Origin of the sequence: Brevibacterium luteolum, from assembly GCF_025147615.1 — a bacterium.
In the GTDB taxonomy this organism is placed as follows: Bacteria; Actinomycetota; Actinomycetes; order Actinomycetales; family Brevibacteriaceae; genus Brevibacterium; species Brevibacterium luteolum.
This window is the reverse complement of the sequence record NZ_JALXPM010000028.1, coordinates 15,230-40,823: the sequence shown is the minus strand read 5'-3', so window position 1 is coordinate 40,823 and position 25,594 is coordinate 15,230. Positions and strand designations below refer to the sequence as shown.

Annotated in this window: 22 protein-coding genes; 8 read left to right on the top strand and 14 right to left on the bottom strand. The window is 64.6% G+C overall.

The genetic code is table 11. The features are described from left to right. Window positions 1–31: 31 nt before the first annotated feature. The 4 genes from M3C25_RS08515 to M3C25_RS08500 form a co-directional block, all read right to left on the bottom strand. On the bottom strand, window positions 32–835 hold the full coding sequence (locus M3C25_RS08515; RefSeq protein WP_170275059.1) for a Bax inhibitor-1/YccA family protein: 804 nt from the start codon (window positions 833–835) through the stop codon (window positions 32–34). Between the two features lie 188 nt (window positions 836–1,023). Then, window positions 1,024–2,688: an AbgT family transporter gene (locus M3C25_RS08510; RefSeq protein ID WP_259855871.1), complete on the bottom strand. Its 1,665-nt coding sequence runs from the start codon at window positions 2,686–2,688 to the stop codon at window positions 1,024–1,026. 234 nt (window positions 2,689–2,922) lie between these two features. Next, window positions 2,923–4,008, bottom strand: a complete 1,086-nt coding sequence (locus M3C25_RS08505) for an inositol-3-phosphate synthase (protein ID WP_259855869.1) — start codon at window positions 4,006–4,008, stop codon at window positions 2,923–2,925. A 210-nt stretch (window positions 4,009–4,218) separates the two neighbouring features. Next, window positions 4,219–5,814, bottom strand: a complete 1,596-nt coding sequence (locus tag M3C25_RS08500) for a peptide chain release factor 3 (RefSeq protein WP_259855865.1) — start codon at window positions 5,812–5,814, stop codon at window positions 4,219–4,221. 104 nt (window positions 5,815–5,918) lie between these two features. Here M3C25_RS08500 and M3C25_RS08495 point away from each other — a divergent pair, with 104 nt between their 5' ends. Beyond that, the gene (locus tag M3C25_RS08495; protein WP_259855863.1) at window positions 5,919–6,305 is read left to right on the top strand and encodes a hypothetical protein; all 387 of its coding nucleotides are present in this window, start codon (window positions 5,919–5,921) and stop codon (window positions 6,303–6,305) included. Between the two features lie 120 nt (window positions 6,306–6,425). On the opposite strand, the gene M3C25_RS08490 is transcribed toward M3C25_RS08495, so the two are convergent. Genes M3C25_RS08490 through M3C25_RS08480 form a run of 3 tightly spaced genes read right to left on the bottom strand, consistent with a single transcriptional unit; the run spans window position 6,426 to window position 9,725 of the window. Continuing rightward, window positions 6,426–7,379 (bottom strand): acetamidase/formamidase family protein, encoded by a 954-nt coding sequence (locus tag M3C25_RS08490; RefSeq protein WP_259855861.1) that lies wholly within the window; start codon window positions 7,377–7,379, stop codon window positions 6,426–6,428. Between the two features lie 2 nt (window positions 7,380–7,381). Continuing rightward, a complete protein-coding gene (locus M3C25_RS08485) occupies window positions 7,382–8,776 on the bottom strand; it encodes an APC family permease (protein ID WP_259855860.1) in 1,395 nt (464 codons plus the stop codon). A 46-nt stretch (window positions 8,777–8,822) separates the two neighbouring features. Continuing rightward, complete coding sequence (locus M3C25_RS08480) at window positions 8,823–9,725, bottom strand: proline iminopeptidase-family hydrolase (protein ID WP_259855859.1); 903 nt, start codon at window positions 9,723–9,725, stop codon at window positions 8,823–8,825. A 257-nt stretch (window positions 9,726–9,982) separates the two neighbouring features. On the opposite strand from M3C25_RS08480, the gene M3C25_RS08475 reads away from it, so the two are divergent. After that, on the top strand, window positions 9,983–10,666 hold the full coding sequence (locus tag M3C25_RS08475; RefSeq protein WP_375545109.1) for a FadR/GntR family transcriptional regulator: 684 nt from the start codon (window positions 9,983–9,985) through the stop codon (window positions 10,664–10,666). Between the two features lie 39 nt (window positions 10,667–10,705). Here M3C25_RS08475 and hrpA read toward each other — a convergent pair whose 3' ends face one another. Continuing rightward, window positions 10,706–14,836: an ATP-dependent RNA helicase HrpA gene (gene hrpA, locus M3C25_RS08470; protein ID WP_259855857.1), complete on the bottom strand. Its 4,131-nt coding sequence runs from the start codon at window positions 14,834–14,836 to the stop codon at window positions 10,706–10,708. A gap of 533 nt (window positions 14,837–15,369) precedes the next feature. On the opposite strand from hrpA, the gene M3C25_RS08465 reads away from it, so the two are divergent. The 6 genes from M3C25_RS08465 to M3C25_RS08440 all read left to right on the top strand — a co-directional run bounded on the left by M3C25_RS08465 (window position 15,370) and on the right by M3C25_RS08440 (window position 20,960). Continuing rightward, window positions 15,370–16,101, top strand: a complete 732-nt coding sequence (locus tag M3C25_RS08465; protein WP_259855848.1) for a sporulation delaying protein family toxin — start codon at window positions 15,370–15,372, stop codon at window positions 16,099–16,101. An 86-nt stretch (window positions 16,102–16,187) separates the two neighbouring features. After that, window positions 16,188–16,736: an SdpA family antimicrobial peptide system protein gene (locus M3C25_RS08460; protein ID WP_259855847.1), complete on the top strand. Its 549-nt coding sequence runs from the start codon at window positions 16,188–16,190 to the stop codon at window positions 16,734–16,736. A 39-nt stretch (window positions 16,737–16,775) separates the two neighbouring features. Then, window positions 16,776–17,717 (top strand): sporulation-delaying protein SdpB family protein, encoded by a 942-nt coding sequence (locus tag M3C25_RS08455; RefSeq protein WP_259855845.1) that lies wholly within the window; start codon window positions 16,776–16,778, stop codon window positions 17,715–17,717. Between the two features lie 65 nt (window positions 17,718–17,782). Continuing rightward, window positions 17,783–18,253 carry a hypothetical protein gene (locus M3C25_RS08450; protein WP_259855843.1) on the top strand — a complete coding sequence of 157 codons (471 nt, stop codon included), beginning with the start codon at window positions 17,783–17,785 and terminating at the stop codon, window positions 18,251–18,253. Between the two features lie 320 nt (window positions 18,254–18,573). Beyond that, window positions 18,574–19,500 (top strand): AEC family transporter, encoded by a 927-nt coding sequence (locus tag M3C25_RS08445; protein ID WP_259855841.1) that lies wholly within the window; start codon window positions 18,574–18,576, stop codon window positions 19,498–19,500. A gap of 119 nt (window positions 19,501–19,619) precedes the next feature. After that, entirely contained in the window at window positions 19,620–20,960 is a 1,341-nt protein-coding gene (locus M3C25_RS08440; protein ID WP_259855839.1) for a TIGR01906 family membrane protein, read from the top strand. 69 nt (window positions 20,961–21,029) lie between these two features. Here M3C25_RS08440 and M3C25_RS13165 read toward each other — a convergent pair whose 3' ends face one another. From M3C25_RS13165 to M3C25_RS08415, 6 genes are all read right to left on the bottom strand, one after another. Further along, window positions 21,030–21,242: a hypothetical protein gene (locus M3C25_RS13165; protein WP_375545108.1), complete on the bottom strand. Its 213-nt coding sequence runs from the start codon at window positions 21,240–21,242 to the stop codon at window positions 21,030–21,032. Beyond that, a complete protein-coding gene (locus M3C25_RS08435; RefSeq protein WP_259855837.1) occupies window positions 21,239–21,739 on the bottom strand; it encodes a hypothetical protein in 501 nt (166 codons plus the stop codon). Before M3C25_RS08435 ends, M3C25_RS13165 begins: the two co-directional genes overlap by 4 nt. 158 nt (window positions 21,740–21,897) lie before the next feature. Beyond that, complete coding sequence (locus M3C25_RS08430; RefSeq protein ID WP_259855835.1) at window positions 21,898–22,269, bottom strand: hypothetical protein; 372 nt, start codon at window positions 22,267–22,269, stop codon at window positions 21,898–21,900. A 222-nt stretch (window positions 22,270–22,491) separates the two neighbouring features. Further along, window positions 22,492–23,439 carry a cation diffusion facilitator family transporter gene (locus M3C25_RS08425; protein ID WP_259800220.1) on the bottom strand — a complete coding sequence of 316 codons (948 nt, stop codon included), beginning with the start codon at window positions 23,437–23,439 and terminating at the stop codon, window positions 22,492–22,494. 38 nt (window positions 23,440–23,477) lie between these two features. Then, complete coding sequence (locus tag M3C25_RS08420) at window positions 23,478–23,855, bottom strand: ArsR/SmtB family transcription factor (RefSeq protein WP_259855833.1); 378 nt, start codon at window positions 23,853–23,855, stop codon at window positions 23,478–23,480. Between the two features lie 521 nt (window positions 23,856–24,376). Continuing rightward, window positions 24,377–25,507 (bottom strand): NAD(P)/FAD-dependent oxidoreductase, encoded by a 1,131-nt coding sequence (locus M3C25_RS08415; RefSeq protein WP_259855831.1) that lies wholly within the window; start codon window positions 25,505–25,507, stop codon window positions 24,377–24,379. Window positions 25,508–25,594: the final 87 nt, after the last annotated feature.

The window sequence follows — 25,594 nt, the reverse complement described above, 5'->3', positions numbered from 1 at the left end:
TGGGTATTCATCTCAGGGGAAGCCCCTTAGGTCAGTTCTGCCTGAAGTACGACAGCAGGCGCAGGATCTCAACGTAGAGCCAGATGAGGGTCACCATGAGCGAGAACGCGCAGGTCCAGGAGTACTTCTCCGGGATGCGGTGCTTGACGCCCTCTTCGATCATCTGGAAGTCAGCCACGAGGGTGAGCGAAGCGAGAATGACAGCGACGATGCCGATGACGACGCCGAGCGGCATCGTCATGCCCATGATGGTGATCTCGACGTTGCGGGCGTTCATCGCACCACCGGTGAACATTGCGAAAGCGAAATTCACGAGCGCGAAGATCGCATACCCGCCAACGGCGAGCATGAGGAACTTCGTCATCTTGCCGCTCATGCGCACAATGCGGAAGCGGAAGAGAGCGAACATCAGGCCGAAGACGCACAGCGTGGCGAGCACAGCCTGAACGACGATGCCCTCGTAGGCGGCGTTGAACATACCGGAGATGCCGCCAAGGAACACGCCCTCGACACCGGCATAGAGGAGGATGAGTCCCTTGTTCGGCTCGCGTTTGATGGCGTTGACGAGGCCGAGGACGAGACCTAGCAGCATCGCCGGCAGGGCGAGGACGGGCATGAACCAGCCGAGCACCGCACCGGCGAGCAGCACGGCGAAGCAGATGCCGGTCTTGATGAGGACGTCGTCATAGGTCATGACACGCTCATCGACCGGGCGCTGCGGCTCGGCCGAGGGCTGCATGTACATCGAGTTGAGCTCTTCGGCGCTTGGGGTGGCCGGCTGGTGGCCAGCCTTGATTCCCTGTTCAAGGCCGCGTCGAACGAGCGGGTTGGACATCCGTGTTACCTCCGGGTATCGCTGGTTTGTCGTCACGGTCCGCGACTGTCTGCCAGTCTACCGAAGGAAGCTGTACGGCCGCTGTGGCCGAGTGTGCTCTGGCCAGCCGTTATGCACCCGTTACCGACGCCTCGGCAACGGGTGCACCCCGGCCCGGGTACCGACTGCCTCGCAGACCGGGCGCTGGGTCACATCTGGTAGTGCGTCTGCGCGCCGGGACCCATCGGGATGCCGGTGGCCCACCAGAGGAAGAACAGGATGCCCCACACGATGAACATCGCAAAGGACAGCGGGATCGTCAGCGACAGCAGCGTGCCGATGCCGGCGTCCTTCTTATAGCGCTGGATGAACCCGAGGATCATGACGAAGTACGGGCTCATCGGCGAGATGATGTTCGTCGTCGAATCGCCGATGCGGTAGACGGCCTGGGTGATCTCCGGGGCGATGCCCAGCAGCATGAACATCGGGATAAGCACCGGGGCCATGAGCGTCCACAGGCCTGAACCGGAGGTGATGAACATCGCGCCGAGCGCGGTGAGCAGGTAGCCGCCGATGAGGATGAGGAAGGTGGTTGCGCCGATGTTCTGGAAGAACTCGGCACCGCGGATCGCGAGGATGACACCCAGGTTCGACATCGCGAACAGCGCCAGGAACTGGGAGGCGGCGAAGAACAGCACAAGGACCTGCACAAAAGGGGCCACACCCTTGACCATCATCTCCGGGACATCGTTGGGGTGCTTGATGCTGCCGGTGACGACGCCGTAGACGATGCCGAGGACGAAGAAGCCCATGCCGATGATCGGGGCGATGCCGGCCATCAGCCCGGATTCCATCGTGAAGCCGCCGTCGGCATCGCGCAGGAAGGAGTTCTCAGGCCACGCGATCGCGACACAGGCGGCCACACCGATGATCGCGACGACGAGGGTGATGAGCATGCCGCGCTTCTCCAACGCGGTAACCGGTGCGGAGAGGTCCTGGTCCTGGACGTCGCGGCCGGCGGTGCCGTCGTCGCTGCCGGCCGTTGCCGAGGCGGCGGTCGCGGCGGCGCCGGAGCCGTTGCCTCCGCTGGTGGTGCTGGTGCCGTTCACTTCGGTGAGCTCCATCTGCTCACCGCGCTTGTTGAGCAGCAATTCGGTCACCAGCGTGATCGCCAGCGCCACGGCGAACATGGAGACGAAGTTGAAGTACAGGTTCGCCACCGGGGTGACGGTGTAGTTTTCGTCGATGATGTGGGAGGCAGAGGTCGAGATGCCGCCGAGGATCGCATCGAGACTGTTGACGAACGGGGCGGCGGAGTAGCCACCGGAGACTGCGGCGTAGGCGACCGCGCAGCCGATGACCGGGTTGCGGCCGACGGCCTTGAACGCCAGCCCGCCGAGCGGGATGACGATCATGTAGGAGGCGTCGGAGGCGATCGAGGCGGCCGCACCGACGAGAGCGACGACCGGGGTGACCAGCCGCGGGGAGACGTTCGACAGGGCCGCGCGCATCATGGTGGGAAACAGACCCGACTGCTCAGCGACCGCCACACCGAAGAGCACGACGAGCACGAGTCCCAGCGCAGGGAAGGTGACGTAGCTTTCGGTGATGCCGGAGACGATCTCGCGCAGGCTCTCGGTCGAGAGCAGGTTGACGGCGGCGACTTCCTCGTCATCTGCCGGATTGACGGCGGAGACGCCGGCACTGGCCAGCCACCAGGACAGCAGCATGACGATGGCGGCAAGGCTGAGGAACAGCCAGAAGGGATGTGGGAGCTTGTTGCCGGCCTTCTCGATGAGGACCAGCGACTTCATCAGCCAGCTGAGGTCCTCCTCGGACTTCTGCTTTCCCGGATGTGCTGCTGCAGTGGACATAGCGGGGATCTTTCACTCGGAGACAACGACGATTCGACGCGCGGCTTGTAGCCTACTACAGCACAGGAATGACAGCCATGGGATGCATTCGCAGACGATGCCCTCCCCACTGCCGGGTCCGCACTCCAGCCGACGGGTCTCCAGATGCCACAACGGGCCCTGCCGTCGAGCAGGGCCCGTTGATGGTGGTCAGCGGCGCGTCACGCGACCGCTCCAGCGTTCGATGCGCCCGGTTCAGCGTTCGATGCGCCCGGCGATGAAGTCCTCGACGGCCTGGCGGGCCAGTTCGTCGTTCTGCTGCTCGGGTGGGGACTTCATGAAAAAGGACGAGGCGGAGATGAGCGCACCGCCGACACCGCGGTCGAGGCCGATCTTCGCAGCCCGGATCGCGTCGATGATGACGCCTGCGGAGTTCGGGGAGTCCCACACCTCCAGCTTGTACTCCAGCGACACGGGTGCGTCGCCGAAGTTGCGGCCTTCGAGGCGGACGTAGGCCCACTTGCGGTCATCGAGCCACTGCACGTAGTCGCTGGGGCCGATGTGGACATCCTTGTCGGTCAGCTCGGCAGACGTATTCGAGGTCACCGCCTGGGTCTTGGAGATCTTCTTCGATTCCAGCCGGTCGCGTTCGAGCATGTTCTTGAAGTCCATGTTGCCGCCGACGTTGAGCTGATAGGTGCGGTCGAGGACGACGCCGCGGTCTTCGAACAGGCGGGCCATGACGCGGTGGGTGATCGTCGCGCCGATCTGGCTCTTGATGTCGTCACCGACGATCGGCACCCCGGCCGCACGGAACTTGTCGTCCCATTCCTTGGTGCCGGCGATGAACACCGGCAGGGCGTTGACGAAGGCGACGCCGGCATCGATCGAGGCCTGGGCGTAGTACTCGGTGGCCTCCTGGGAGCCGACCGGCAGGTAGCACACGAGCACATCGGCCTTCGCGTCGCGCAGTGCCTGGGCCACGTCGACCGGTTCGGCGGCGGATTCGGTGATCGTTTCGCGGTAGTAGCGGCCGAGACCGTCGAGCGTCGGGCCGCGCTGCACCTTCACACCGGTGTTCTCGACGTCGCAGATCTTGATGGTGTTGTTCTGTCCTGCGCGCATCGCCTCGGCGATGTCGAGGCCGACCTTGGCCTCGTCGACGTCGAAGGCGGCGACGAACTCGAGGTCGCTGACATGGTAGTCACCGAAGTTCACGTGCATGAGACCGGGGATGGTGTCCTCGGGGGAAGCGTCCGCGTAGTACGTGACGCCTTCGACGAGGGACGTTGCGCAGTTGCCCAGTCCGGCGATTGCGACGCGAATCGGTTGAGTTGTCACTGTTGTCGACCTTTCCTGATGAACGCCTTCGTATTGTGAAGAGGTATGCCTGCCCAGCGGGTTCATGATGTGACAGCCCTTGTGAAGGCACAGATGACCATCTTAGTCCTCTCCTGGACCGGTTCAAAGCTGCATGATCTTCTATTCCTGAGAGACGAGATCGTCACATGTTCACCAGCGTGTGCGACGTGCCGGCGCCGAGGTCGTGGTTCAGGAGACGACGAGGGGTTCGAGGACGAGTTCGGGGTGCTGTCGTTCGACGCCCTGGAGCCGCCATCGGTCGGAGAACAGTGCCAGCAGTTCGCCGTCGGAGCGCGAGAGCACCTCGACGGAGCGCTCCCGGGCCAGGGTCGGCACACATTCGGGTGTCGTGCGGCGGGCGATCGTGTAGGGCAGCGGCTCGAGCCGGCAGGGGGCGTTGAACTCCTGGACCATGCGGTCTTCGGCGACTTCGAACTGCATCGGGCCGACCGCGCCGAGCACGGGCGCTTGGTCGCCGCGCAGGTCGGAGCGCAGCACCTGGACGACGCCTTCGTGGTCGAGCTGTTCGATGCCGCGGCGGAACTGCTTGTACTTCGAGGAGTCCTTGGCGCGGATGACCATGAAGTGCTCAGGTGAGAAGGTCGGGATGCCGGGGAACTCGACGGGCTTGTCGAGATACAGCGAGTCGCCGACCCGCAGGGCTGAAGCGTTGACGAGGCCGACGACGTCGCCGGGGAAGGCTTCGTCGATGACGGCGCGGTCGCGACCGAAGACCTGCTGGGCGTACTTCGTGGCGAAGGGTTTGCCGGTTGAAGCGTGGGTGACGACCATGCCGCGTTCGAACACGCCGGAGCAGACGCGGATGTAGGCCAGGCGGTCGCGGTGGTTGGCATCCATGCCGGCCTGGACCTTGAAGACGAATCCGGAGAACGGGTCGTCGACCGGGCGGGGCTCGCCGTTCTTGTCGGGCCGGGGTTCGGCCGGCGGGGCGAGGTCGACGAGGGTGTCGAGGATCTTGTGCACGCCGAAGTTCAGCACGGCAGCAGCGAACATCACCGGGGTCGACTTTGCTGCGAGAAACGACTCCTGGTCGTGGTTCTGCTCTTCCATCTCCAGCAGATCGGATTCGTCAACCGCGGTGGTGAAGGCGTCGCCTTCGAGTGCCTCGGCGGCTTCGGCGTCCATCGTCTCCTCACCGGCAATCGAGGCGCCGCCGTCGGAGCGGGTGTACTTCGTATAGGTGCCATCAGCCCGGTTGAGCACGCCGCGGAAGTCACCGGAGACGCCGACCGGCCAGGTGAGCGGGGTCGGCAGCATGCCGGTGCGCTCGCGGATCTCGTCCATGAGCTCGAGGGGTTCGAGGCCGGGCCGGTCCCACTTGTTGATGACGGTGATGATCGGGATGTTGCGGTGGGCGCAGACTTCGAAGAGCTTCATCGTCTGGGTCTCTAAGCCCTTGGCGGCGTCGACGAGCATGATCGTGCAGTCGACGGACGAGAGCACCCGGTAGGTGTCTTCGGAGAAGTCGGCGTGGCCGGGGGTGTCGATGAGGTTGAGGACCGCATCCCGGTACTCGAACTGCAGGGCGGCTGAGGAGATCGAGATGCCGCGCTCCTGCTCCATCTTCTGCCAGTCCGACACGGTCGCCCGGCGGCCGGCCTTGCCGTGGGTGGCGCCGGCCTGCCCGATGACCCGGGCGTGCAGGGCCAGCGCCTCGGTCAGGGTCGACTTACCGGCATCAGGATGGGAGATGACCGCGAAGGTGCGCCTGCGGGCGGCCTGTTCGCGGATGGTCTTAGAGCTGTAATCACCGGTGGAAGTCACCCAAGAGAGTCTAGTACCTTGGGGTTGGCGCAGGCATCCTGCCCCTGCGTCTCTCACTTCCTTCCCAGCGCCGACCACCCGTTCCAGATGATGCCGAGGACTCCATGAACCAGCACGACGAGTACTCGCACGTCGCCCGCGACCCGCACCGCCGCGACCGCTTCCTCATGGCGCTGCCGCTCATCATCGCAGCACTCATCAGCGCGCCGCTGCTGTGGCTCTCGCTGCGGTTCTCCTTCCTGCTCGGCCAGGTCATCTACTATGCGGTGCTGCTCGGCTCCTCGGCCGGGCGGATGCTCGGCCTCGGGGTGCTCTCCCTGCTCGGCGTCATCGGGCTCATCGGGGTGCTCGTGTGCCTGTGGCGCGGCTTCAAGCAGCAGGCCTGGAAGTGGCGGCTGAGCTGGGCTGCCGGCGTGCTCGGCTGCGCCGCGCTCAGTGCCGCCCCGCTGACCTGGGCTCTGTTCGGCAACACCGCCGATCTGCCGCTGTGAGCGGCAGATCGACTGCTGACCGTCCTCGCGTTTATGAATGCCATCACCGGCCCGCCGATGGGCGAGCCGGTGATGGATCGTCGGTCGTTCTCAGACCGGGCGCTTCAGAGCTGGTCTGACCTACAGGATCGACTTCGGGAGCCGATGCACGGTGACTGCACCACGTGCGGTCATCGGATGCAGCGGGTCCGGTTGAATCGAGCCCGTCGGCCCGCCGAGTTCGGAATGAGCCAGCGCGCTCATAACAACATAAGCATCTGCTGCGCTCCAACCATGCCCTTCGACCAGGAAGTCGAACATGTCTTCATACCCACGAGTGATGGAGTCCTGCACCGGGTCACCCAGGCCGACGAAGATCCATTCATCATCGGTTTCGATGCGCGGAGCTCGCAGGCTTGTCGTGGCAGGAGCGGCGGCATCCGATTTGATGAGGTCAACCGACACCACGGCCGTTCCCTGAGCTTCGATGGCAACGAACGACGATTCGCCGCGCGCCATCGCGGCGTGGATGTCACCGATCGACAGCAGCGCACCCGGGACATTCACAGGCAGGAACACTGTCGAGCCCGGTTTCGCATCAGTGAGATCCATGTTTCCGCCGAAGGAGTAGCTCGGCATGACGGTGGAGCCCGACCCTGTTGCTGGTGCTGTCCCGATGCAGCCGATCATCGGCCGGATGGGCGCTGTCAGCTCCTCCGTCAGGACGACTTCGGAATCACGGATGGGAATCTTCCTGGATACCGCTTCTCCTCCCATGCGATTTGCAAGGGCCCCGACGCCGGGCAGATAGACCGACCAGCCATAGTCGATCAGCTGGATCTCATGGATCTTGACTGCGAGCGTGTCTCCGGGCTCCGCCCCTTCGACGAACACGGGGCCGGTCACCGGATTGATCTGCGCCGTCACCGCGTCCAGCGATCCGCGCTCGTGCAGCTGTGCATACACCGCATCGTCGGTTTCGAACCCGATGGTCTCTCCAGACCCCGGAGAAAGGGTGAGAGCAGGTTCGACCGCCGGATCGAACCCGGCCTGTCCGTATGAGTTGTCGAGGAAATGATCGATCGTCGTAGACATGGTCACCGAACCTCCTGATCTGCTGGTACTGAATCTACACCCCGAGCTGAGATGCCAGCGCCCCTGGTGCGGTAGACGAGGAAAACAACGACCCCGATGAGCAACCAGGTCAAGCCGCCGACCTTCGCCAGAACGTCACTGTTGACAAGCACGTATCCGATGATGAGGAATCCGATTGCGGGAAGGATGACATGGTTGAGCCAATCGCGAGATCCATCGCGAACGACGAAGGACCAGACCACTGCGAAGTGAAGCATGAGGAAACCGCTGAGCGCCCCGAAGTTCACCATCGACGAGATGAGGCCGATCTGACCGACGAAGAACAGCACGAGGAACGCGCTGAGGGCAGAAACGAGAATGATCGCATTCCGGGGCACCTGCGTCTTGCTGATCTGCTTGAGGAACGCCGGCAGCTTTCCATCCCGGCTCATCGAGAACAATAGGCGTGACGTTGCTGCCTGTGCAGCCATGGCATTCGCGATTCCGACTGCCAGGACATTGCAAGCGAGGAAGGCTTTGGCCCAACCGGTGCTCGAAGCTGCAGCGACGATATCGAAGAACGCATTCCCTGCCTGCTCATCCGGGAACGCCGTGATATCCCCTGCCAACATACTCGCGAGCCAGGTCTGTGAGATGAAGAGAGTTGCCACTACGAAGAGCGCGATGATCATTGCGCGGCCCGCCGAACGATGACCACCGGTCGACTCCTCGGCCATGGTCGCGATTCCATCGAAGCCGAGAAAACTCAGCACGGCGATCGACAGAGCCGCTGCGATCAGCGGAGCAGTGACTTCGGACGAGTTCCAAATGGGTGTCATCGACCACTCGGCCTCCGGGAGGGTGTGCCCGTTGAGCGTGCTGACCGCGATGACGATGAATGCGATCACGAAGAACAGCTCCATCACCAGGAACGCCCTATTCATCAGTTTGATCGAGTTGACGCCCGCCAGATTGATAGCAGTGTTGATCGCAACGAACACGAGCGCCCACATCCAACGCTCGGTTCCGGGGAAGATCCCGATCATCGACTCTGCAGCGAAGACGTAGAGCAGCGTCGGCACGAGCAGGTAGTCGAGCAGCATGAACCAGCCGGCGAAGAAGCCCAGGTTCGGGTGAACGCCTGCGCCGACGTAAGAGAACACAGAGCCCGCGAGTGGGACTTTCCTCGACATCTGAGCGTATGACAACGCCGTGAAGATCATGGCAATGAGACCGATGGTGTAGACAAGCGGCACCATTCCCTTTGCCTCGTTGTACACCGTGCCGAAGATCGCCCACGGGGCGATCGGGACCATGAAGATGAGGCCATAGACGATCAGGTCGATAGTCGAAACGGATCGCTTCAACTCCTGCTTGTAACCAAATGACTCAACTGTAGCTTCAGAAGACGTATTCACAAGAAATCCTTAAAAGTAGAAAAATCAGGCCGATGAACAGCAGAACTCACGCGTCATTGCCAGCAAGGAACTGGCCAACTGCGTCGAGGACAATGTCGGGCTTCTCCAAGTGAGCGCAGTGGCTGGCGCCCTCGACAACAACAGACTTCACATCCGCAATGCCATCGAGATACGGCTGCCATGTCTCCGGCGTCGCTTCGTCGTGCTCGCCGGCAAGCACCAGCGCAGGGCGATTGATCTTCGGCAGACGGTCGATGATGGACCAGGAGCGAAGAGTGCCGATGACGTGGAACTCATTCGGCCCGTTCATCGTGTGGTAGACAGTCGGCTCGGCCTCCATCTGAGCGACGCTGTCCAGGAAGACCTGCGGAGTCGGTTCAGTCATGCACACATGCCGCCGATAAAACTCATCGACGCACTTCAGATACTCCGGCGCACTCGTCTGACCGTTCTCCTCGTAGAGCCTCATCTCTTCATCCATTCCGGCCGGCAGCTTTGACCGCAGCCGCGCTGCCGCCTCACGCCACAGCTCCATTGACGCCGGAGAATTCAGTATGGAGAGCGACCTCAGCCCTTCCGGTTGCCGGACTGCGATCTCGGCAGTGAGCATCCCTCCCCATGATTGCCCTACCAGGTGATAGCGATCGAAACCGAGAGCTTCAACCAGGTTGAAGAACTCGTCAACGAACAGACTGGGTGTCCAGAAACTGGAGTCGACCTCCGGAAGATGCGTGCTGTTGCCGCACCCCAACTGGTCATAGTGAATGACCGTGCGCCCATCGGCTGCCAGCTGTTCGAACGGGAGCATGTAGTTGTGCGCCATTCCCGGGCCGCCGTGCAGCACGAAGACAGGAGACATCGCCGGTCTTGGGTTGTCTGGCTGGGAGATGCGCACCCAGGTTTCATGCTCGCCGAACTGCACGTTTCGCTCTTCTACGGTCCACGACATGTTTACTGACCTCCTCGTCGCTGCACCTTGCAGCGAAGGCCCGGTTCGATCCACGAGTCGACCGAGCAACATAAATGGTTCCATGAAGATACCATTCACTGTTGGTACCCTGAAAGGGTTAGCGTGAAGCTATTGGAACCGCGCTGAAAAGCGCTGGTGCTCAAGAATCAGATGTCACATTGGGGGTGCATCAGTTGCAGCGTGAGCCTGCTTCCTCGCTCTCACCACTTCCAGACAACTCAAAAGTTGCCTCCATCGTGGATCGGCTCGTCACTGCGATCGCGGCCGGAGACTTCCTGCCCGGCACCAGACTGCCGAGCGAACGAGCTCTGGCGGAGTCTCTCAACGTAGGGCGCAACACGGTTAGAAGCGCAATCAAGGCACTCGCTGAGCAAGGCATCATCGAAACGCGTCGCGGACGCAACGGTGGGGCATTCGTCCTCAAGACCGAAACCGCAACAACGCGCGAAGCCGTCGCTCGTGTCTTCGGCGGCGATGTTTCGAAACTGGAGGAAACGGTCGATGCCATCGCGCTGGCCTACGCCTTGGCAGCGGAAACCGCTGCGATGCGGCACGAACCGGATGACCTCGTGAAGATCTCGACCGCTCTCTCCGACTTCCGCGATGCGGTATCGGAGCAGAATCCGCAGCGCGCTCAGTTGTCAGACGCGGCATTCCACCGCGCGATCGTCGATGCCACGAAGCAGCCTACTCTCCACCGCCTCATCCTCGATCTCGACCGGGCTGTCAGTCTTGGAGCCCCGCTGCATGTGTGGGGAAGCGAAGAACAGCAAGGCCCCATGCAGAAGCGGGCCCTCGCCGATCACGAGGCGATCTATGCTGCGATCTGCGCCCGAGACAGAAGCGCTTCTTTCGACCTGTCCTACTCGCACGCTCTGATCGATCTCGACATCGTTCTCGGGCTGCTGCATGAAAAGTAGGGGCCTGGACGAACTGGCGAGTTCGACAGCACGCCGCCCTCACAGTGCGGCGAGCGCCTTGTGGATCCGGGTGTCGCTGACTGGGTGGGCGGTCGGCAGGTGCTGGGCGAAGTAGGAGATGCGCAGCTCCTCAACTGACCACAGCACCGCAGCCCAGTCAGCGGGCACGCCGGCCGCCTGGACCGGAACCGGCAGATCCGCCAGGTTCGGGAAAGCCTTGGTCAGCGCCTGTTCGACCTTGCCCGCCACCACGCTGATGCGGTCCATGAGCTGCCGGTCACGGGCGGGACTCTCCTGCATCTTCACCACCCGGTGTTCGGCTGCCTGCAGGTACACCGGGAAGCGGGCGAGTGCTGCCGCGTCGGTGATCTCGAAGACATCGGCGGTCATGAGGTCGATGAGCCAGCTGCGCACATCGGCCAGCTGTTGGACAAGCGTGAGCGAGGAGGCCGCACTGATCGCCTTGTCGACAGCGGTCGCACGGGTGAGGATGTCGACGACGAGGCCGACAGCTCGGGTTGCCTCGGTGATGAACCCGGCATCGACCCGCCGGAACACGGTGTCGAACTCCTCGCGGGTGCGCACGGTCGTATCGGAGCCGAGCAGCCGGTCGGCGGCGATCCGGGCGCACGAGCCGAGCAGGTCGGGCCGTGCCTGTGGAGTCGCTGCCCCGAATCCGGTCTTCGCATGCCCGGCGAGCACGAGCTTTTCGTTCGTCGACAGGTGCTCGGCGATGTAGTCGATGCGCGATTTCAAGGCGATGACGAGCAGCCGGATGAGCCCGGCCCGGGTGCGGCGGGCGGCCTCTTCAGCGGTTGAGAACGCGGTGATGGCAACGGCGTCGCGATCATCGCGCAGGCCGGGGTGGACCTCGGTCTCCTTTCCGGTGGGCACTGGCCGGGTGTCGAGGGTGAAATCCCAGGTGCGGATCCCGGTTCGCTCTGTGAAAGTCGTCTTCTGTGCAGCCTTCTCGGCCGGTTTCGGTGCCGCGGCCGAGGCGGTGAGCTGGCGGGGATTGCGGGTCGGCTGGCTCGTCTTCCCCCCGTGACGGGTGGTGAACTCCATGACGAGGTGGGCCGGCAGCCGGCCGGTATCGAAATCACTGGCATTGACGGTGATCGGGACGAGGTCGGTGAGCTCTCCCCCGCCGGCGCGGGCGGTGAGTTCGGCGGCGAGCACCTCAGGCAGCCGGCCGGCGTAGGGTTCGAGCACGTTAAGAATGTCGGTGGCGACATCGGGGGCGGGCACGAAGTAGCGGCGCTTGGCCTTCGGCAGGGAGCGGATGAGCGCGGTGACGAGCTCATGCCGCAGGCCCGGCACCTGCCAGGTGAACACGTCGGTGTCGACGTCGGCGAGCGCAGCGGCGGGAAGTTCGACGGTCACGCCGTCGGTCGCCTGACCAGGAGCGTAGGCGTAGTGCAGCTTCGCCTCCGAACCGTCCGGCAGCGTCCAGGTGAGCGGGAAGTCGCTGGCGGCCCTGGCGGACATATCGGCCGAATCGTCGGCGAGCAGCGCCTCGGGGTCGATGTCGAGGAACTCGGGTTCGCTGCGGCGCTTCTTCTTCCACCAGGAGTTGAAGTGAGCTCCGGAGATGATGGTGGTTGGCAGCCGGTTGTCGTAGAAGTCGAAGAGCACATCGTCTTCGGCCAGCAGGCGGTGGTCGCGCATCCGGGAGGCGAGTCGTTCGGCCTCGTCGATGGCCTGGGCGTTGCGGCCCAGGAACGGGTGGCGGTCATTCCACTCCCCGTCGATGAGGGCGTGCCGGATGAACATGTCGCGGGCGGCTTCCGGGTCGATGCGCCCGTAGCCGATGCGCTGATCGGAGATGAGGGTGACGCCGTAGAGCGAGATCCGCTCATAGGCCATCGCCTGCCCGCCCTTCTTCGACCAGTGCGGTTCGGAGTGCTGGCGGGTGACGAGCTCGCCTGCGGCCTCGACGATCCACTCCGGTTCGACAGCGGCGACCGTCCGGGCCCACAGCCGGGAGGTTTCAACCAGTTCGGCGGCGACGACGACCTCGGGCGCGGACTTGAACAGCCCGGAACCGGGGAAGATCTGGAACTTCGTGCCGCGTGCGCCCTGGTAGTCGTAGCCGCGGCGCTTGGGCCGGCGCTCACCGGGCCGGGGCTTGGGTTCCGGTGCCCGGGCCCCGATCATCGACAGCAGGCCGGTCAGCAGCGCCCGGTGGATGGCCGCGGCATGCGGATCCATCCCCTCCGGGGCACTCGGCGCGCCCTTCCTGCCGTCGCGGCCGCCGCCTCGGGACCGGCTGCCGGCATGCGTGGTGGTGTCGTCGTCGCTGCCGGGCCGCCAGTGGGAGCGGTCGATTTTCACGCCGACGCCGCCGAGCAGGTGGCGCAGCTGGGTGACGAGGTCCTGCCATTCGCGCACGCGCACAAAGTTGATGAACTCGGCCTTGCACAGTTTGCGGAACTTCGACGACGACAGGACGGCGGCGTTGTCGGCGAGGTGGTTCCACAGATTCAGCAGGGTCAGGAAGTCGCTGTGCGGGTCGGTGAAGCGGGCGTGGAGCTCATCGGCCTGCGCGCGCACCTCAGCCGGACGTTCGCGCGGGTCCTGGACGGACAGGCCTGCGACGATCACGGCGACTTCGCCACCGCAGCCGGCCTCGGCGCCGGCGAGGACCATGCGGGCGAGCCTCGGGTCGATCGGCAGTTTGGCGAGCATCCGGCCGATCTTCGTCAGCCGGATCCGGCCGGTCTCATCGGTGCGGGTGGCGCCGAGTTCGCCAAGCAGCACGCGGCCATCGCGCACCGCTTTCGATTCGGGTGGGGTGAGGAACGGAAACGAGCTGATGTCGGCTTCGGTCTGCGCGAAGCCCAGTGAGATCATCTGCAGGATGACGCTGGCGAGATTCGTGCGCAGGATCTCCGGGTCGGTGAACTCAGGGCGGGTGTCGAAGTCGTCTTCTGAGTACAGGCGGATGCAGATGCCCTCGCTTGTGCGCCCGCAGCGGCCCATGCGCTGGTTGGCCGAGGCCTGGGAGACGCGTTCGATCGGCAGCCGCTGGACCTTCGTGCGGTTGGAGTACCGGGAGATGCGGGCGGTGCCGGCGTCGATGACGTACTTGATGCCCGGCACCGTCAGCGAGGTCTCGGCGACGTTGGTGGCCAGCACGATCCGCGGCCGGTCATGGTGCGCGAATACCCGCTGCTGTTCGGCAGACGAGAGCCGGGCGAACAGCGGGATGACCTCCCACTGAGCGAACCTCGGACCCTTCTTCTGCAGGTGGGTCGACAGCGCGTCGGCGGTGTCGCGGATCTCGCGTTCGCCGGAGAGGAAGACGAGGATGTCGCCGGGGGCTTCGCGGGCGAGTTCGTCGACGGCGGTGAGGATCCCCTCGGTCTGGTCGGCGGCTCCTGCTTCGTAGTCGCCGTCGGCGCCGGGGCCGTCAGGGTCGTCGTCGCTGGCGGTGTCATCGGCCAGCGGACGATAGCGCACCTCAACGGGATAGGTCCGCCCGGACACACTGATGATCGGTGCCGGGCCGTCAGCGGAGGCGAAGTGCTCGGCGAAGGACTCCGGGTCGATTGTCGCCGAGGTGATGATGACCTTGAGATCGGGCCGTGTGGGCAGCAGGCGGGCCAGCGACCCGAACAGGAAGTCGATGTTGAGGCTGCGTTCGTGGGCCTCATCGATGATGATGACCTCGTAGTCGCGCAGCTGCCGATCATGCTGGAGTTCGGCCAGCAGGATGCCGTCGGTCATGACTTTGACCCGGGTGGCGTCGGCGACCTGGGAGGTGAACCGCACCTGGTATCCGATCCCGGTGCCGAGCTCCTGGTCGAGTTCGTCGGCCAGGCGGGCGGCGACGGCGCGAGCGGCGATGCGGCGGGGCTGGGTGTGGCCGATGAGCCCGGTGATGCCGTAGCCGAGTTCGAGGCAGATCTTGGGTATCTGGGTGGTCTTTCCCGAACCGGTCTCACCGGCGATGATGACGACCTGGTGAGCGCGGATCGCCTCGGCGATCTCGTCGCGGTGCTCGCTGACCGGCAGCTCGGCCGGATACGTGATGGCGATATCGAGGCCGGCGCGGGCAGCCCGGCGGGCAGCAGCGCGCTGGGCGTGCTGTCGTTTGGAGGGACGGTGCGGGCGGTCGCTGCGCGAGCGCGCGCCGCGGCGCCGGCGGCCGGGCCGAGAGTCAGACATATCCCCACCAGATTAACCCCTCGGCTCTGCGGCAGCATCGTGCATTCAGTCGCGCAAGGTTCCATCACATGTTCAAAACTCCACGCGCCCATCGTCGGATTGCATGCCACCAGTTTTTCCTTCACTGCATTTCGGCGATTCACCCCCGGGCTCGCGATGACATGGCCTCGGAGTCACAGGGATGTCTGCCACAGAAGACCGCACGGTCGTAGGGAACTGCGACCAACGGAGCTACAACCAAAGGAGAGCCGATACGACCTTCGCGCAATATCGGGCGATCCGCAGAAACAGTAGCGTGACTTTGAGAAATGCTCCGAAAAGCGGAGCAGAGCAGACGAGAAGGGCACAGGTGCACCTGGGTACAGATCCGCAGAAAGACGAACAGAGACCGGCCACGGTATGACTCCGTGACACCACAGCACATACTGACACTCAATTCAACGCCCGATCGGGGTATCGATCCTCAGGGAATGGCAGAAGCCAGATCGGCAGCACCACGTAAGTTCTCATCACCACCGACATAGGAGGAATCCATGAAGAAGCCGATAAGCATGGCGCTTGCCGGCGTGATGCTTGCTACCGGAGCAGCAATCTCACACTCAGCACCGCTGTTCGCGGATGACAACGCAGTCGCCGCGCAGGACAGCCACTCCCCATCAGCAGTCGACATGAACCCGAAATCCGTCTACAAAGCACTCTTCTTCGCGACAGGGGACGGGGTTCAGACCCTGACTGACACTCTCGATGATCCGAAGTATGTCGAGTTCGCCTCCGCGATCGACCAAGACCCAGAGGTGGACAAGACAGCCGAGGAAGTGCTTGCGCGAATCGGGGAAGACAGCCCGAACTTCCTGGACGACTTCCGCAGCGACATCACCTCCGGCGATGCCTACAAAGCTGAAGAGGCCGTCATCGCAGCATCGGAGCTGACCAACGAGAAGCTCGAAGAAATCTACCACGAGGAGCTCGAAGCGAACCCGGAGCTCAAAGACAAGCTCGGCACAGACATCAGCGCAGCAGCAGACGCAGACCCGGCCTCGCCGCTCGTCGTTGCCGCTGCGGCAGTCGCGGTTGCCGTGGTGGTCGTGTGGAGCGCCGGCGCCGCCGTGAACTACGCCGCAGCGGTCAATGTCGGAGCAGCGGTCAATGTCACCGTCAAGATGAACCTCGACAAATCGAACAGCGCAGCAGCTGCGGCACCTGCGAGCCGCAACGAGTTCGAACAGCGCGTGGCAAAGCTCACCACAGCGCTCGCTGGAAAGTAATCGAGTTCACCCACTCGAGTGCGAGAAGCCCGGCGGTGCCGCACCAGCGGTGCGCACCGCCGGGCGCTTCATCAAGGAACCGCAGAATGCGCCAATTCTTATATCGCAGCATCGCCACGGTGTTTGTAGGTCTGCTGGCATATCTTTCACTGATCCAGATTGATGGGAACATCGCATCGGACGCCGCAAGCCAGAACCAGAAGGTCATTGCCCGAACAATCTTCCCGCAGGGATGGAACTTCTTCACAAAACCTCCGACCGACAGCTATCTCGTCATGTACTCGGTGGAAGACGACACATCACTTGAGCTGCAGGTTCACGAATCCTCCTCCCCGAACGCCGCCTTCGGCATCAGCCGCAACATGAGGGCCAGAGGCATCGAGCTGGGCCATCTGGCACCTCAGGTCGGGCATGATGACGACTGGCACGAGTGCGCTGGCGGAGTCGAGTCATGCTTGACGTACGAGGCGGATCAGGCGATTGAGGCGGTGAACCCGGTCGACGGCGCATACTTCTGCGGTTCATACGTCATGGCGAAGCAGAAGGTGACACCACGCGCGTATCGGAACGTCACAGAGGAACGCTACCGGATCGAAGCATTCACCAGCCTGCAGATCGCCTGCCCTGCCAACTGACCCGCTTCGAACATGCAGAACACCTAGAAGGACTTTCCTGTGACGAACCCTTTGAGCAGCGCTCTGTCGGCTGCACAGAACCATGTGCCGGGAAATGCGATTCAGTTGGCGCGCACACTCCTCGCGGTCTCCTTGCTCATCACTCTGACGTTCACTGCGCCTACCGCCCTCTTCAGACTGCTCGTCGACGCAAACGAAGTCATCGAGTGCCAGCGCTATCTTGCTATCGGGGCCTACTGCATTTTCCCGTCTGTGATCGCAGCGAACGTGGTCGGAATCATCATCCTGCTCTGGGTGATCTCCGGTTTCCTCCCCAGGTGGTCAGGTCTGCCCCAAGCGTGGTTCGCCATGTCGTTCGACTGGTCCGTATCCCTCGGCGAGGGCGGCGACCAGGTGAATCACAATCTGTCTTTGCTGTTGGCGATCATCGCACTGTTCGATAACCGCCTGAACGGCTGGTCGAAGCAGGTGCCTTTCGCACAGCTCCTCGCGGACAGAAGCCATGCCGTGCGATCCATCTGCCGGTTCGCCCTGCTGCTGGCGATCCTGCAGGTCTGTTTCATCTACGCACACTCCGGACTCGGCAAGATCAGAGTGCAGGAGTGGTCCGAAGGGTCTGCCGTCTACTACACGATGAATGGGCAGTTCGGCATACCGCGATACCTTGATCCGCTGGGAGAGCTGCTCGCGTTCCCGCTCGTCGCGATAGCAGCCACATGGTCTGTGATTCTCCTCGAGGTTGCATTGGCGCTCAGCCCGCTCTTCGCAGTACGAGCGCGCCGGCTCACCATCCTTGCTGGCGCTCTGTTCCATGTTGGGATCATCGTCTTCATGGGGCTTTGGTCATTTGGTATCGCAATGTTCGCAGCCCTTCTCATCCTGAGCATGCGACTCGGCAACACACCCTTTGAAACCATCTGGCGCTCGTCGCCAAGCACTGAGAAGACGGCACCTCGGGTCACGTCGAGTTCAGGGCTCTAGCATGTCGTCACGCTCTATCGTCCTCACCCGAGAAATCTCATTCACCGCACCCCGGAGGTAATACAATGGCCCGCCGCACGTCGTTCATTTCTCTCGCCTGGCCGATCCAGTTGGTGCTCTGGCTGTCCATGCTCGCGCTCGTCGTCATTCTGATCGCGCTCTGGAATGCGCTTGATACGTGGCTCCTCATCCTGTTGACGATCGTCACCATCGCGTCCTTGTGGCTCGCACTCGCCACGAGCGTCTTCAAGGTGTCTCTCGACGATTCGAGGTTCACCGCCGGGTCACTGCTCGGCTGGCCCCGGCTGTCTGTCGCGGTGGCGGAAATCGAATCGGTGCGGATCGTGGATGTGAAGCCCCTGGGTGAGTTCTTCGGCTGGGGCTACCGCATTCGGGGTGTCCGCGATAAGGGGATCATCACCCACGGCGGCCCAGGGCTCGAGATCAGGTCTCGGGACGGTTCGCTCATCACCGTCACGCTCAACGACGCACCGGCTTTCGCCGCAGACCTTGAGCGCCACACGCTGCTGCGCTGACAGTTCGGGGCTGTCGATGCGATCCGCATTCCACGACGCTGTCGGCATCTGACCCCAGTCCTCGCCCGGCGCAGCGCCCCGGCACAGATCGAGCATGTGCCGTACTGGTGACCGACCGCTCCATCTCATGCGTTCTCCTTGACGGTCGCGGTGTGCAGAGGAGAATCGGATTCGATAGGGTCCACCTGGAAACCGGAGCGGGACTCTAAGACCTAGGCACGATCGCAGTTTCGTCGCCAGCGCCGTTCGCACACTCGCGCAGCACAGCTGACGATCCGCCGGGCGGATGAACGCCCCCGAGAGAAGGAACTGACCGAACCGTGCTCGATGTGCTCGAAGGTTTCGGCGTCATCGCCGTTGTCATCTTCGCCGGCCTCATGCTCGGCCGTTCTGGGGTGCTCGGGCCGACCGGCCAGCAGGTGCTCGCCCGTGTCGTCTTCTACGTCGCCACCCCCGCGCTGCTCTACGTCACGATCTCCTCGACGGACATCGATGCGATCTTCTCGCCTGCCCTGCTGGCCACCGGCGGCTCGGCGATGCTCGTGTTCACCGGGATCTTCGCCTTCACGCTGTGGATCCGGCGGCGCAGCTTGGGCGAGGCGACGATCAGCGCCATGGCCTCGGGCTATGTCAACATCGGCAATCTCGGCATCCCGATCGCCACCTATGTGCTGAAGGACCTGAGCTTCGTCGCCCCGGTGCTGCTCTTCCAGCTCATCCTGCTCAGCCCCATCATCATGGTGCTGCTCGACTCCACCCGAGCACAGGCCGGCAGTCAGTGGTGGCGCCCGCTGCTCATGGTGCTGCGCAACCCGATCGTCATCGGCGCCGCCCTCGGCGTGGCCGGCTCGCTGACCGGGTGGCGGCTGCCCGAGGTGGTCCACGAGCCGGTGAGCATGCTCGCGGCGATGTCGGTGCCGGGCATGCTGCTGGCCTTCGGCATCTCACTCAAGGACGGCTGGAAGCTCCCGCCGGCCGGTTCGCGCCGCCAGCTTGTCATCATCACGGTCACCAAACTCGTCATCCAACCGCTGATCGCCTGGCTCATCGGCGGGGTGCTGCTCGGCTATGACGGTCTCATGCTCATGGGCATCGTCGTGACCTCGACCCTGCCGACGGCGCAGAACGTCTACATCTACGCCATGGAGTACAAGGCCTCGGCTCAACTGGCCCGTGACGCCGTGTTCATCACCACGATCCTCTCGGTGCCTGCCGTGGTGGTCGCGGCGCTGCTGTTCGGAGTCTGAACCCGGGTTTGGGATCTGAGCCGCAGGGCTGGATGCAGGCCGGCGGGCGCCTGGCCTGAGTTGCCGGTTCGTGCGTGTCGCTCCACAGGCGCAGCGGTCATCCGTCGAACAATGGGAGTGTGGCTACTGATGACCCGAAGAACACCGACGACCTGCTCTCACGGCGGATGAGCTCCGGCAGCGAACCGGAATCATCTGCCGAGTCGATCGACGGTGCCTCCGGCTCCCGCCGCCACAACCGCGAGGCGCACATCGGCGAGCATGTCGCCGACGACCAGACCTTCGCGCTCGGCACGGACGATGAGACGTCCCGCTCGCCGCTGAGTGAGGAGACCGTCGAGTTCGACCCGATCGCCCACCGCAACCGGGAGCTGCGCGACCGCGCCTTCGCCCAGAGCACCCCCGACCCTCACGCCACCGCCGAACATCGCCCCATCGACCCGGACACCAGCACAGCCACCAGCGCCACGGCCACCGGCACCGGCGCTGCCGCCGGTGCCACCACCTCGGGCGCGGCCGTGGCACCCACCCAGCAGATCCGCACCCGCGACCGCCACGACGATGACGACGACGTCGACGAGCCGGGCAAGCGGCCCGTCAACGCCCTCGACATCATCGGCGGCATCTGGATCGCCTTAGCCACTCCCTTCGTGCTCGCGGGCCTGGCCGTCAGGCTCATCGCCTCGGGCCTGTTTTTGAAGTTCGCGTACTTCTGGCGGCCCGGCTTCCCAGCTGACACCTACGGCTTCACCAACGACGACCGGCTGCACTACGGCTCCTACGTCGTCGACTACCTCAATAACTTCGACTCCAGCCGGTACCTCTCCGATGTCGTGCTGCCCAACGGGGTGCCGCTCTTCCAGCCCGAAGAGATCGCCCACATGGAAGACGTCAAGGACCTCGTGTCCCTGCTCTACCTCGTCGCCGTCATCGGCGCGATCGGCATGCTCATCTTCGGCCTGTACATGTCACGGGCCAACGGGCCGGGCCTGCGCCACGCGCTGCGCTTCGGGGCGCTGCTGACGATCATCGCCTTCCTCGCTCTCGGTGCGCTGGCGATGCTGGGCTGGGACCGGTTCTTCACCCAGTTCCACGCGATGTTCTTCGACGCCGGCACTTGGGAGTTCTACGTCGACGACGCACTCATCCGGCTCTTCCCCGGCCAGTTCTGGGTTGATGCCGGCATCGCCGCAGCAACGATCGTGCTGCTGATCTCCGCGCTCATCCTCGCGCTGTCGTTCATCGGCCGCCGGCGGGCCGAGCGCAAGGAGCGCTCGAATGAGCGCCGCGCGGCCAAGGCTGAGAAGAAGGCTGAGCGCCGCGGTGAGCTGCCCGACCCGGCCAGCCAGGCCAGCGCCACCCGGGAGGCGGGCACCGCCTCGGCGCCGGAGGAGACGACGCGCCCGGTCACGGTGCGCCCGCAGCATCCGGAGGACCCGGCCGGCACGACGCGCAGCTGACGCGCCCCCACGATCCTTCCCCCATCGACCCGAGTGGCTGTTTCCCCTGCCACTCGGGTCGAACTCTCCCTAGAGGTCGAGTCGCTGCCTCCTGGGCCGCAGCACTCCTGGGTCCGCGTCTGACAGCTCACCGGCATGAGCCGGACCGCGTCGCTCGCGCAGCGCGGCCGCGTCGTCGCTCCGATGACGCGCCGCGGTCTCCTCGTCCTCGGAGACTGTATCGACGATCCACGAGGCCAGCGTCGCGGTCACCGAACCGATGAGGGCGATGCCGCAGATCATGAGCCCGACGGCGATGATCCGGCCGAGCGCGGTGATCGGGAAGTGATCACCGTAGCGACCGTGGTGATCGTCACGACCGCCCACCATAGCGCATCGCCGAAGCGTGTGATGTTCGCACCGGGGTGGTTCTGCTCCGCATCGAGGACGGCGAGTGCTGCGACGAAGACGAGCACGACCGAGGCGGTGCAGATGTAGAAGGTGACCTTACCGCGCAGGCGCGCACCGGCGGTGCGGTGGATGAATCGGATGAGCGTGATGAGACGCAGCAGATACAGCGGCCTGAGGAACGGGAAGATGACGAGGGCGAGTTCGTGCAGGTGGGTCCAGAACCACAGGAAGCGGCGGCGCACGAGGATGAAGCTGACGATGCAGTCGATGGCGAAGACGACCCAGATGGCGAGCATGAGACGTTCGGGCCACATGATCTCCGAGGGCCGCAAGTTGTCGATCACGACGTAGGCGTAGGCGCCCAGGAAGATGACAGCGGCGATCGCCATCGGCCATTCGGTCAGCTGCTGCCACCGCTGGTAACGCTCGGCGGCACCGCAGTGTGACGCCTCTGTGTGGTGTTCCTCGCCTCGCTCATCCTGATGTCAGTGTCGCATATGCGCAGGGGCGCGGGGCGGTGCGTGCCGCCTGACGGCGGCGGTGTCGGCTATTGCTGCGCGCCGGCCATGAGCCGCGGCTCGGCGGGTGCGGCGGTCTTCGAGGCCGCCGGTGCCGGCGCCGGGGCGGGGGTCGCCGGGGCTTCAAGGGGCTGGGATTCGACGCGCACCGGGCGTGGTGCGAGACGGCTCATGAGGGCTGCGATGAGGAAGATGATGCCGAAGAGTGCTGCCATGATGCCGAGCAGGGTGGCGGTCATCGTCAGGTGGTCGGTGAGTCCGGCGGGCGTGCGCAGCTCCCCAGAGGTGAATGCGAACATCCAGAGGACGGCGCAGGCGGGGGCGGCCACGAGAAGGAACCGGATGATGAGCTCTTTGAGCATCGTGCTTCTTTCGGCTTCGGCAGGTTCGCAGTTGTGCATGGGAGTCAGTGGGCCTGGTGCGGCGTTTCGCATGCCGCGTCAGTGACAAGGCTAGCTGAGTGAACTCTGCGAATCAGCCGGTGTTATCGTCTCGTGCCGCACATGACGGGATTGAGACATACCCTCAACGCCCCGCCGCTGGCAGGAGGGCTGAGTGTGGCGTGCGCAACTTCTCCGCTCGGCCGACGTTACCGAATTGTGATGCTGCGCGGGGCCTTCTCGTTACGGATGAACTGTGTCGCGGCTCTCACGCCGGCGAATGTCCTCAGTTTCTAGCTGGAACGTCGTGTGCTCGATCGAGACCTCGAAGTCCTCAGCGATGCAGCGGCGCAGCCCGTCGAGGATCTCGATCGCATGGCCGTCGCTGAAGCAGGAGTCGTCGAGCACAACATGGGCGCTGAGTGTCGGCAGCCCGGAGGCGACGGTCGAGGCGTGCAGGTCGTGGACGTCGATGACGTGATCGACGGCGAGCATGTGACGGCGGACCTCATCGAGGTCGAGGCCTGCCGGGGTGAAGTCCATGAGGATCCGGACGGCATCACGCAGCAGGACGACCGCGCGCGGGATGATGAGGGCGGCGATGAGGAAGGCGGCCAGAGTGTCGGCACGGGTGTAGCCGGTGGTGAGGATGAGGATCGCCGAGACCATGACCGCCAGCGTGCCGAGGGCGTCGACGAGGACTTCGAGGAACGCGGCCCGCATGTTCAGGCTCGCCTTCCGCCCGGCTGCCAGGGCGAGCATCGCAGCGACGTTGAGGACCAGACTGAGTGCGGCAACGATGAGCAGCGGACCGGCGGCCACCTCGGGCGGGGCGGCCCAGCGGCGGATGCCGTCGATGATCGCGTAGATGCTCACACCGAGCAGCAGCAGGCCCTGGGCAAGGGCCGCGAGGCTTTCAAGCCGCCGGTAGCCCCAGGTGCGCTCATTCGACGGCGGGCGGGCGATGAGGGTGACGGCGACGACGGCGATGAGCAGACCGGAGGAGTCGACGAAGGAGTGGACGAGGTCGACGAGCAGGGCAAGGCTGCCTGACAGCCAGGCGCCGATGAGCTGGACGACGACGATGGAGGCGACGAGGCCGAAGGCGATGAGCAGTCGGCGGCGCATGCCCGGAGCGTGTGAGGCTTCGGCGGCGCTGGGTGCGTGGCTGTGGTTGTGGTGTGCTCCCATGGTCTCCTCCTCCCCTGATGCTGTGGCTGGCGCTCGGTTCAGCCGGCGGCCGGCTGGTGCGGTTCGGTTGCGTGCAGGTGCTGACAGAGCACCGCGTGGGCGCCGGTCGCAGTCAGTACGCGTTCGGCTGCGGTGATGAGCCCGCGCAGCAGCTCGGGTTCGGCCAGTGCGTACCAGGTGGCGCGGCCTTCGGGCCGGGCGGTGAGCAGCCGGCATTCGTGCAGGAAGGCGATGTGCTTGCTCACCGTCGACTGCGCCAGGCACATGTGCGCCACCAGGTCGCGCACCCGGTGCGGGCCGGAGGCCAGGTGCTGGACGATCGCCAGGCGGGTCGGTTCGGCCAGCGCCTGGAATAGATGGGCGTACGCGATCGTGGCCGCTTCGTCGATTGATATCACATCAGCTTTCATCGCCATAGAGCGATGGTATCACTCAAAGGTGATTCCGCTTCCATCCGGGAGCCGCTCTGCCTGGGACGGCTTCTGGGCCGTTCATCCTGGTTCGCCCCGGGTCTGGTCGAGGCTCTGATCCCACAAGCGGATGAGGAGCATGGCAGCACCGAGGAAGTACAGCGTTGAGCTCCAGGCGCAGGCCACGCGGACGGCGTCGGGCGCCAGGAAGGGCTGACCGCAGCGGGCCAGCCCGAACCCTTCGCCGAGGACTTCTTCGACCCCGACCGCGATTGGAGGCCCACCAGCCGCGATACCCAGCTCGCCGACGGCGCGCAGCCCTTTTCTGACCCCACACCGAAGGATGGTTCGTTGCACCACGCCCGGGGACGTGACCCCACGGTCCCGCTCGAGGTTCGTCTTCTGAACATCCCGAAGAGGTTCAGCGTTCAGGATTCGAACCGGGCCTGGTGGTCGGTCCACTCACGTTGAAAGACCACGGAATTCGCCCCAGCGGGCGCAGTGCGACAACCGCAGACCACCGTAGGCTAGCCCTGGGCCTCGCCGAGGCGGGCTTCGGGCGTGAGCTCGGCGCGGAGTCCGCCGCCGGTCGCAGCTCGGGCAAGAGCGCGACCCAGCGACGGCGCCTGCTTGAATAGATTGTGACCGGCCACGAAGAAGACCGAGCCTGCCTCCCACACGGCCACGCCGTCCTCGCTCCACGGGAGGTCAGTCACCCAGCAGTGAAGGAAGTCGCGCGGCTCTGGATGGAGACCGGGCAGCGCCCGTGTCACGTAGTCGCGTGCGCGTTCGTCCAGCGATCGAATCGCCGCTGGGTCGATGAATGTTCCGTCGTCGCGGACGCCGACGGTGTCGCTGAGTCCGACCGAATAGCTGCTGTTGCCCGGTAGCGGCGTCGCGTAGACGCCGGCTTCGCCGAAGACGCCGCTGCTGTCCTGCAGGCACGCGACTCGTGCCGGGGCGGCGGCTTTCACGTCGAAGGTCAGCCGGACGTGTGCGGCAAGGCGAACCGGCAGCGACAGGCCGACGCTGCGTGCCAGGCGGGCGGTTTCGCGGCCGGCGCACACGACCACCGTGGAGTAGACAGCCCGGTCGGTGACGCTGCGCACCTCGACCGTCCCGTCGGCGCGGGGATCGATGGAGATGACCTCACTGGTGGTGACCGCATCTGCGAGGGCACCCGTGAGTGTCGTGATCGCGGCGCGGGTGCGGATCGCCCCGCCCGACTCGTCGAGCACTGCTGGTCCCGAGTACCCAGCGAGCAGCGGCATCCACTGGGCGACCTCGGCAGCGTCGATCTCGTGCGCTACCACGCCGCCGACCTGGTCGAGCACCCGCAGCCGCGCCAGGGCGCTGTCGCCGATCGCGACGACACCGTCTGATGAGACCAGCTCGACGCCGAAGTGTTCGGCCCACTCATCCCATACGCCGCGGCTTTCGCGCGCGAAAGCGACGAGTCGCGGATCGTCGTGGGCATGCCGGAAGATCCGCGATTCGCCTGCAGACTGACCTGTCCCGGGCAGACCCGCCTCGTACAAGCGCACCGGCACGCCCTGCTCCCGCAGCGCGTACGCCGTTGACAGACCGACGATCCCGCCCCCGATCACTGCTACCTCGGGTGAACGCGTCGTGGCCACGCCGTCGTCAGTTCCTGTCATCGCGCTTCCTTGATCTGTTGGTGACGAGCGATAGGCCGCAGGAGAAGGGGCCGCTGCCACGACGTCAGCGGGCTGCGTTAGCCCGAA

Coding starts and splice junctions, on each gene's coding strand:
- M3C25_RS08435 (WP_259855837.1), bottom strand. CDS start 21,739: ATGGCGATCGCCGCTGTCATCTTCCTGGGCGCCTACGCCTACGTCGTG.
- M3C25_RS08480 (WP_259855859.1), bottom strand. CDS start 9,725: ATGTCGTGGACCGTAGAAGAGCGAAACGTGCAGTTCGGCGAGCATGAA.
- M3C25_RS08510 (WP_259855871.1), bottom strand. CDS start 2,688: ATGTCCACTGCAGCAGCACATCCGGGAAAGCAGAAGTCCGAGGAGGAC.
- M3C25_RS08430 (WP_259855835.1), bottom strand. CDS start 22,269: ATGCACAACTGCGAACCTGCCGAAGCCGAAAGAAGCACGATGCTCAAA.
- M3C25_RS08490 (WP_259855861.1), bottom strand. CDS start 7,379: ATGTCTACGACGATCGATCATTTCCTCGACAACTCATACGGACAGGCC.
- M3C25_RS08465 (WP_259855848.1), top strand. CDS start 15,370: ATGAAGAAGCCGATAAGCATGGCGCTTGCCGGCGTGATGCTTGCTACC.
- M3C25_RS08460 (WP_259855847.1), top strand. CDS start 16,188: ATGCGCCAATTCTTATATCGCAGCATCGCCACGGTGTTTGTAGGTCTG.
- M3C25_RS08415 (WP_259855831.1), bottom strand. CDS start 25,507: ATGACAGGAACTGACGACGGCGTGGCCACGACGCGTTCACCCGAGGTA.
- M3C25_RS08425 (WP_259800220.1), bottom strand. CDS start 23,439: ATGGGAGCACACCACAACCACAGCCACGCACCCAGCGCCGCCGAAGCC.
- hrpA (WP_259855857.1), bottom strand. CDS start 14,836: ATGTCTGACTCTCGGCCCGGCCGCCGGCGCCGCGGCGCGCGCTCGCGC.
- M3C25_RS08515 (WP_170275059.1), bottom strand. CDS start 835: ATGTCCAACCCGCTCGTTCGACGCGGCCTTGAACAGGGAATCAAGGCT.
- M3C25_RS08495 (WP_259855863.1), top strand. CDS start 5,919: ATGAACCAGCACGACGAGTACTCGCACGTCGCCCGCGACCCGCACCGC.
- M3C25_RS08450 (WP_259855843.1), top strand. CDS start 17,783: ATGGCCCGCCGCACGTCGTTCATTTCTCTCGCCTGGCCGATCCAGTTG.
- M3C25_RS13165 (WP_375545108.1), bottom strand. CDS start 21,242: ATGATCTGCGGCATCGCCCTCATCGGTTCGGTGACCGCGACGCTGGCC.
- M3C25_RS08420 (WP_259855833.1), bottom strand. CDS start 23,855: ATGGCGATGAAAGCTGATGTGATATCAATCGACGAAGCGGCCACGATC.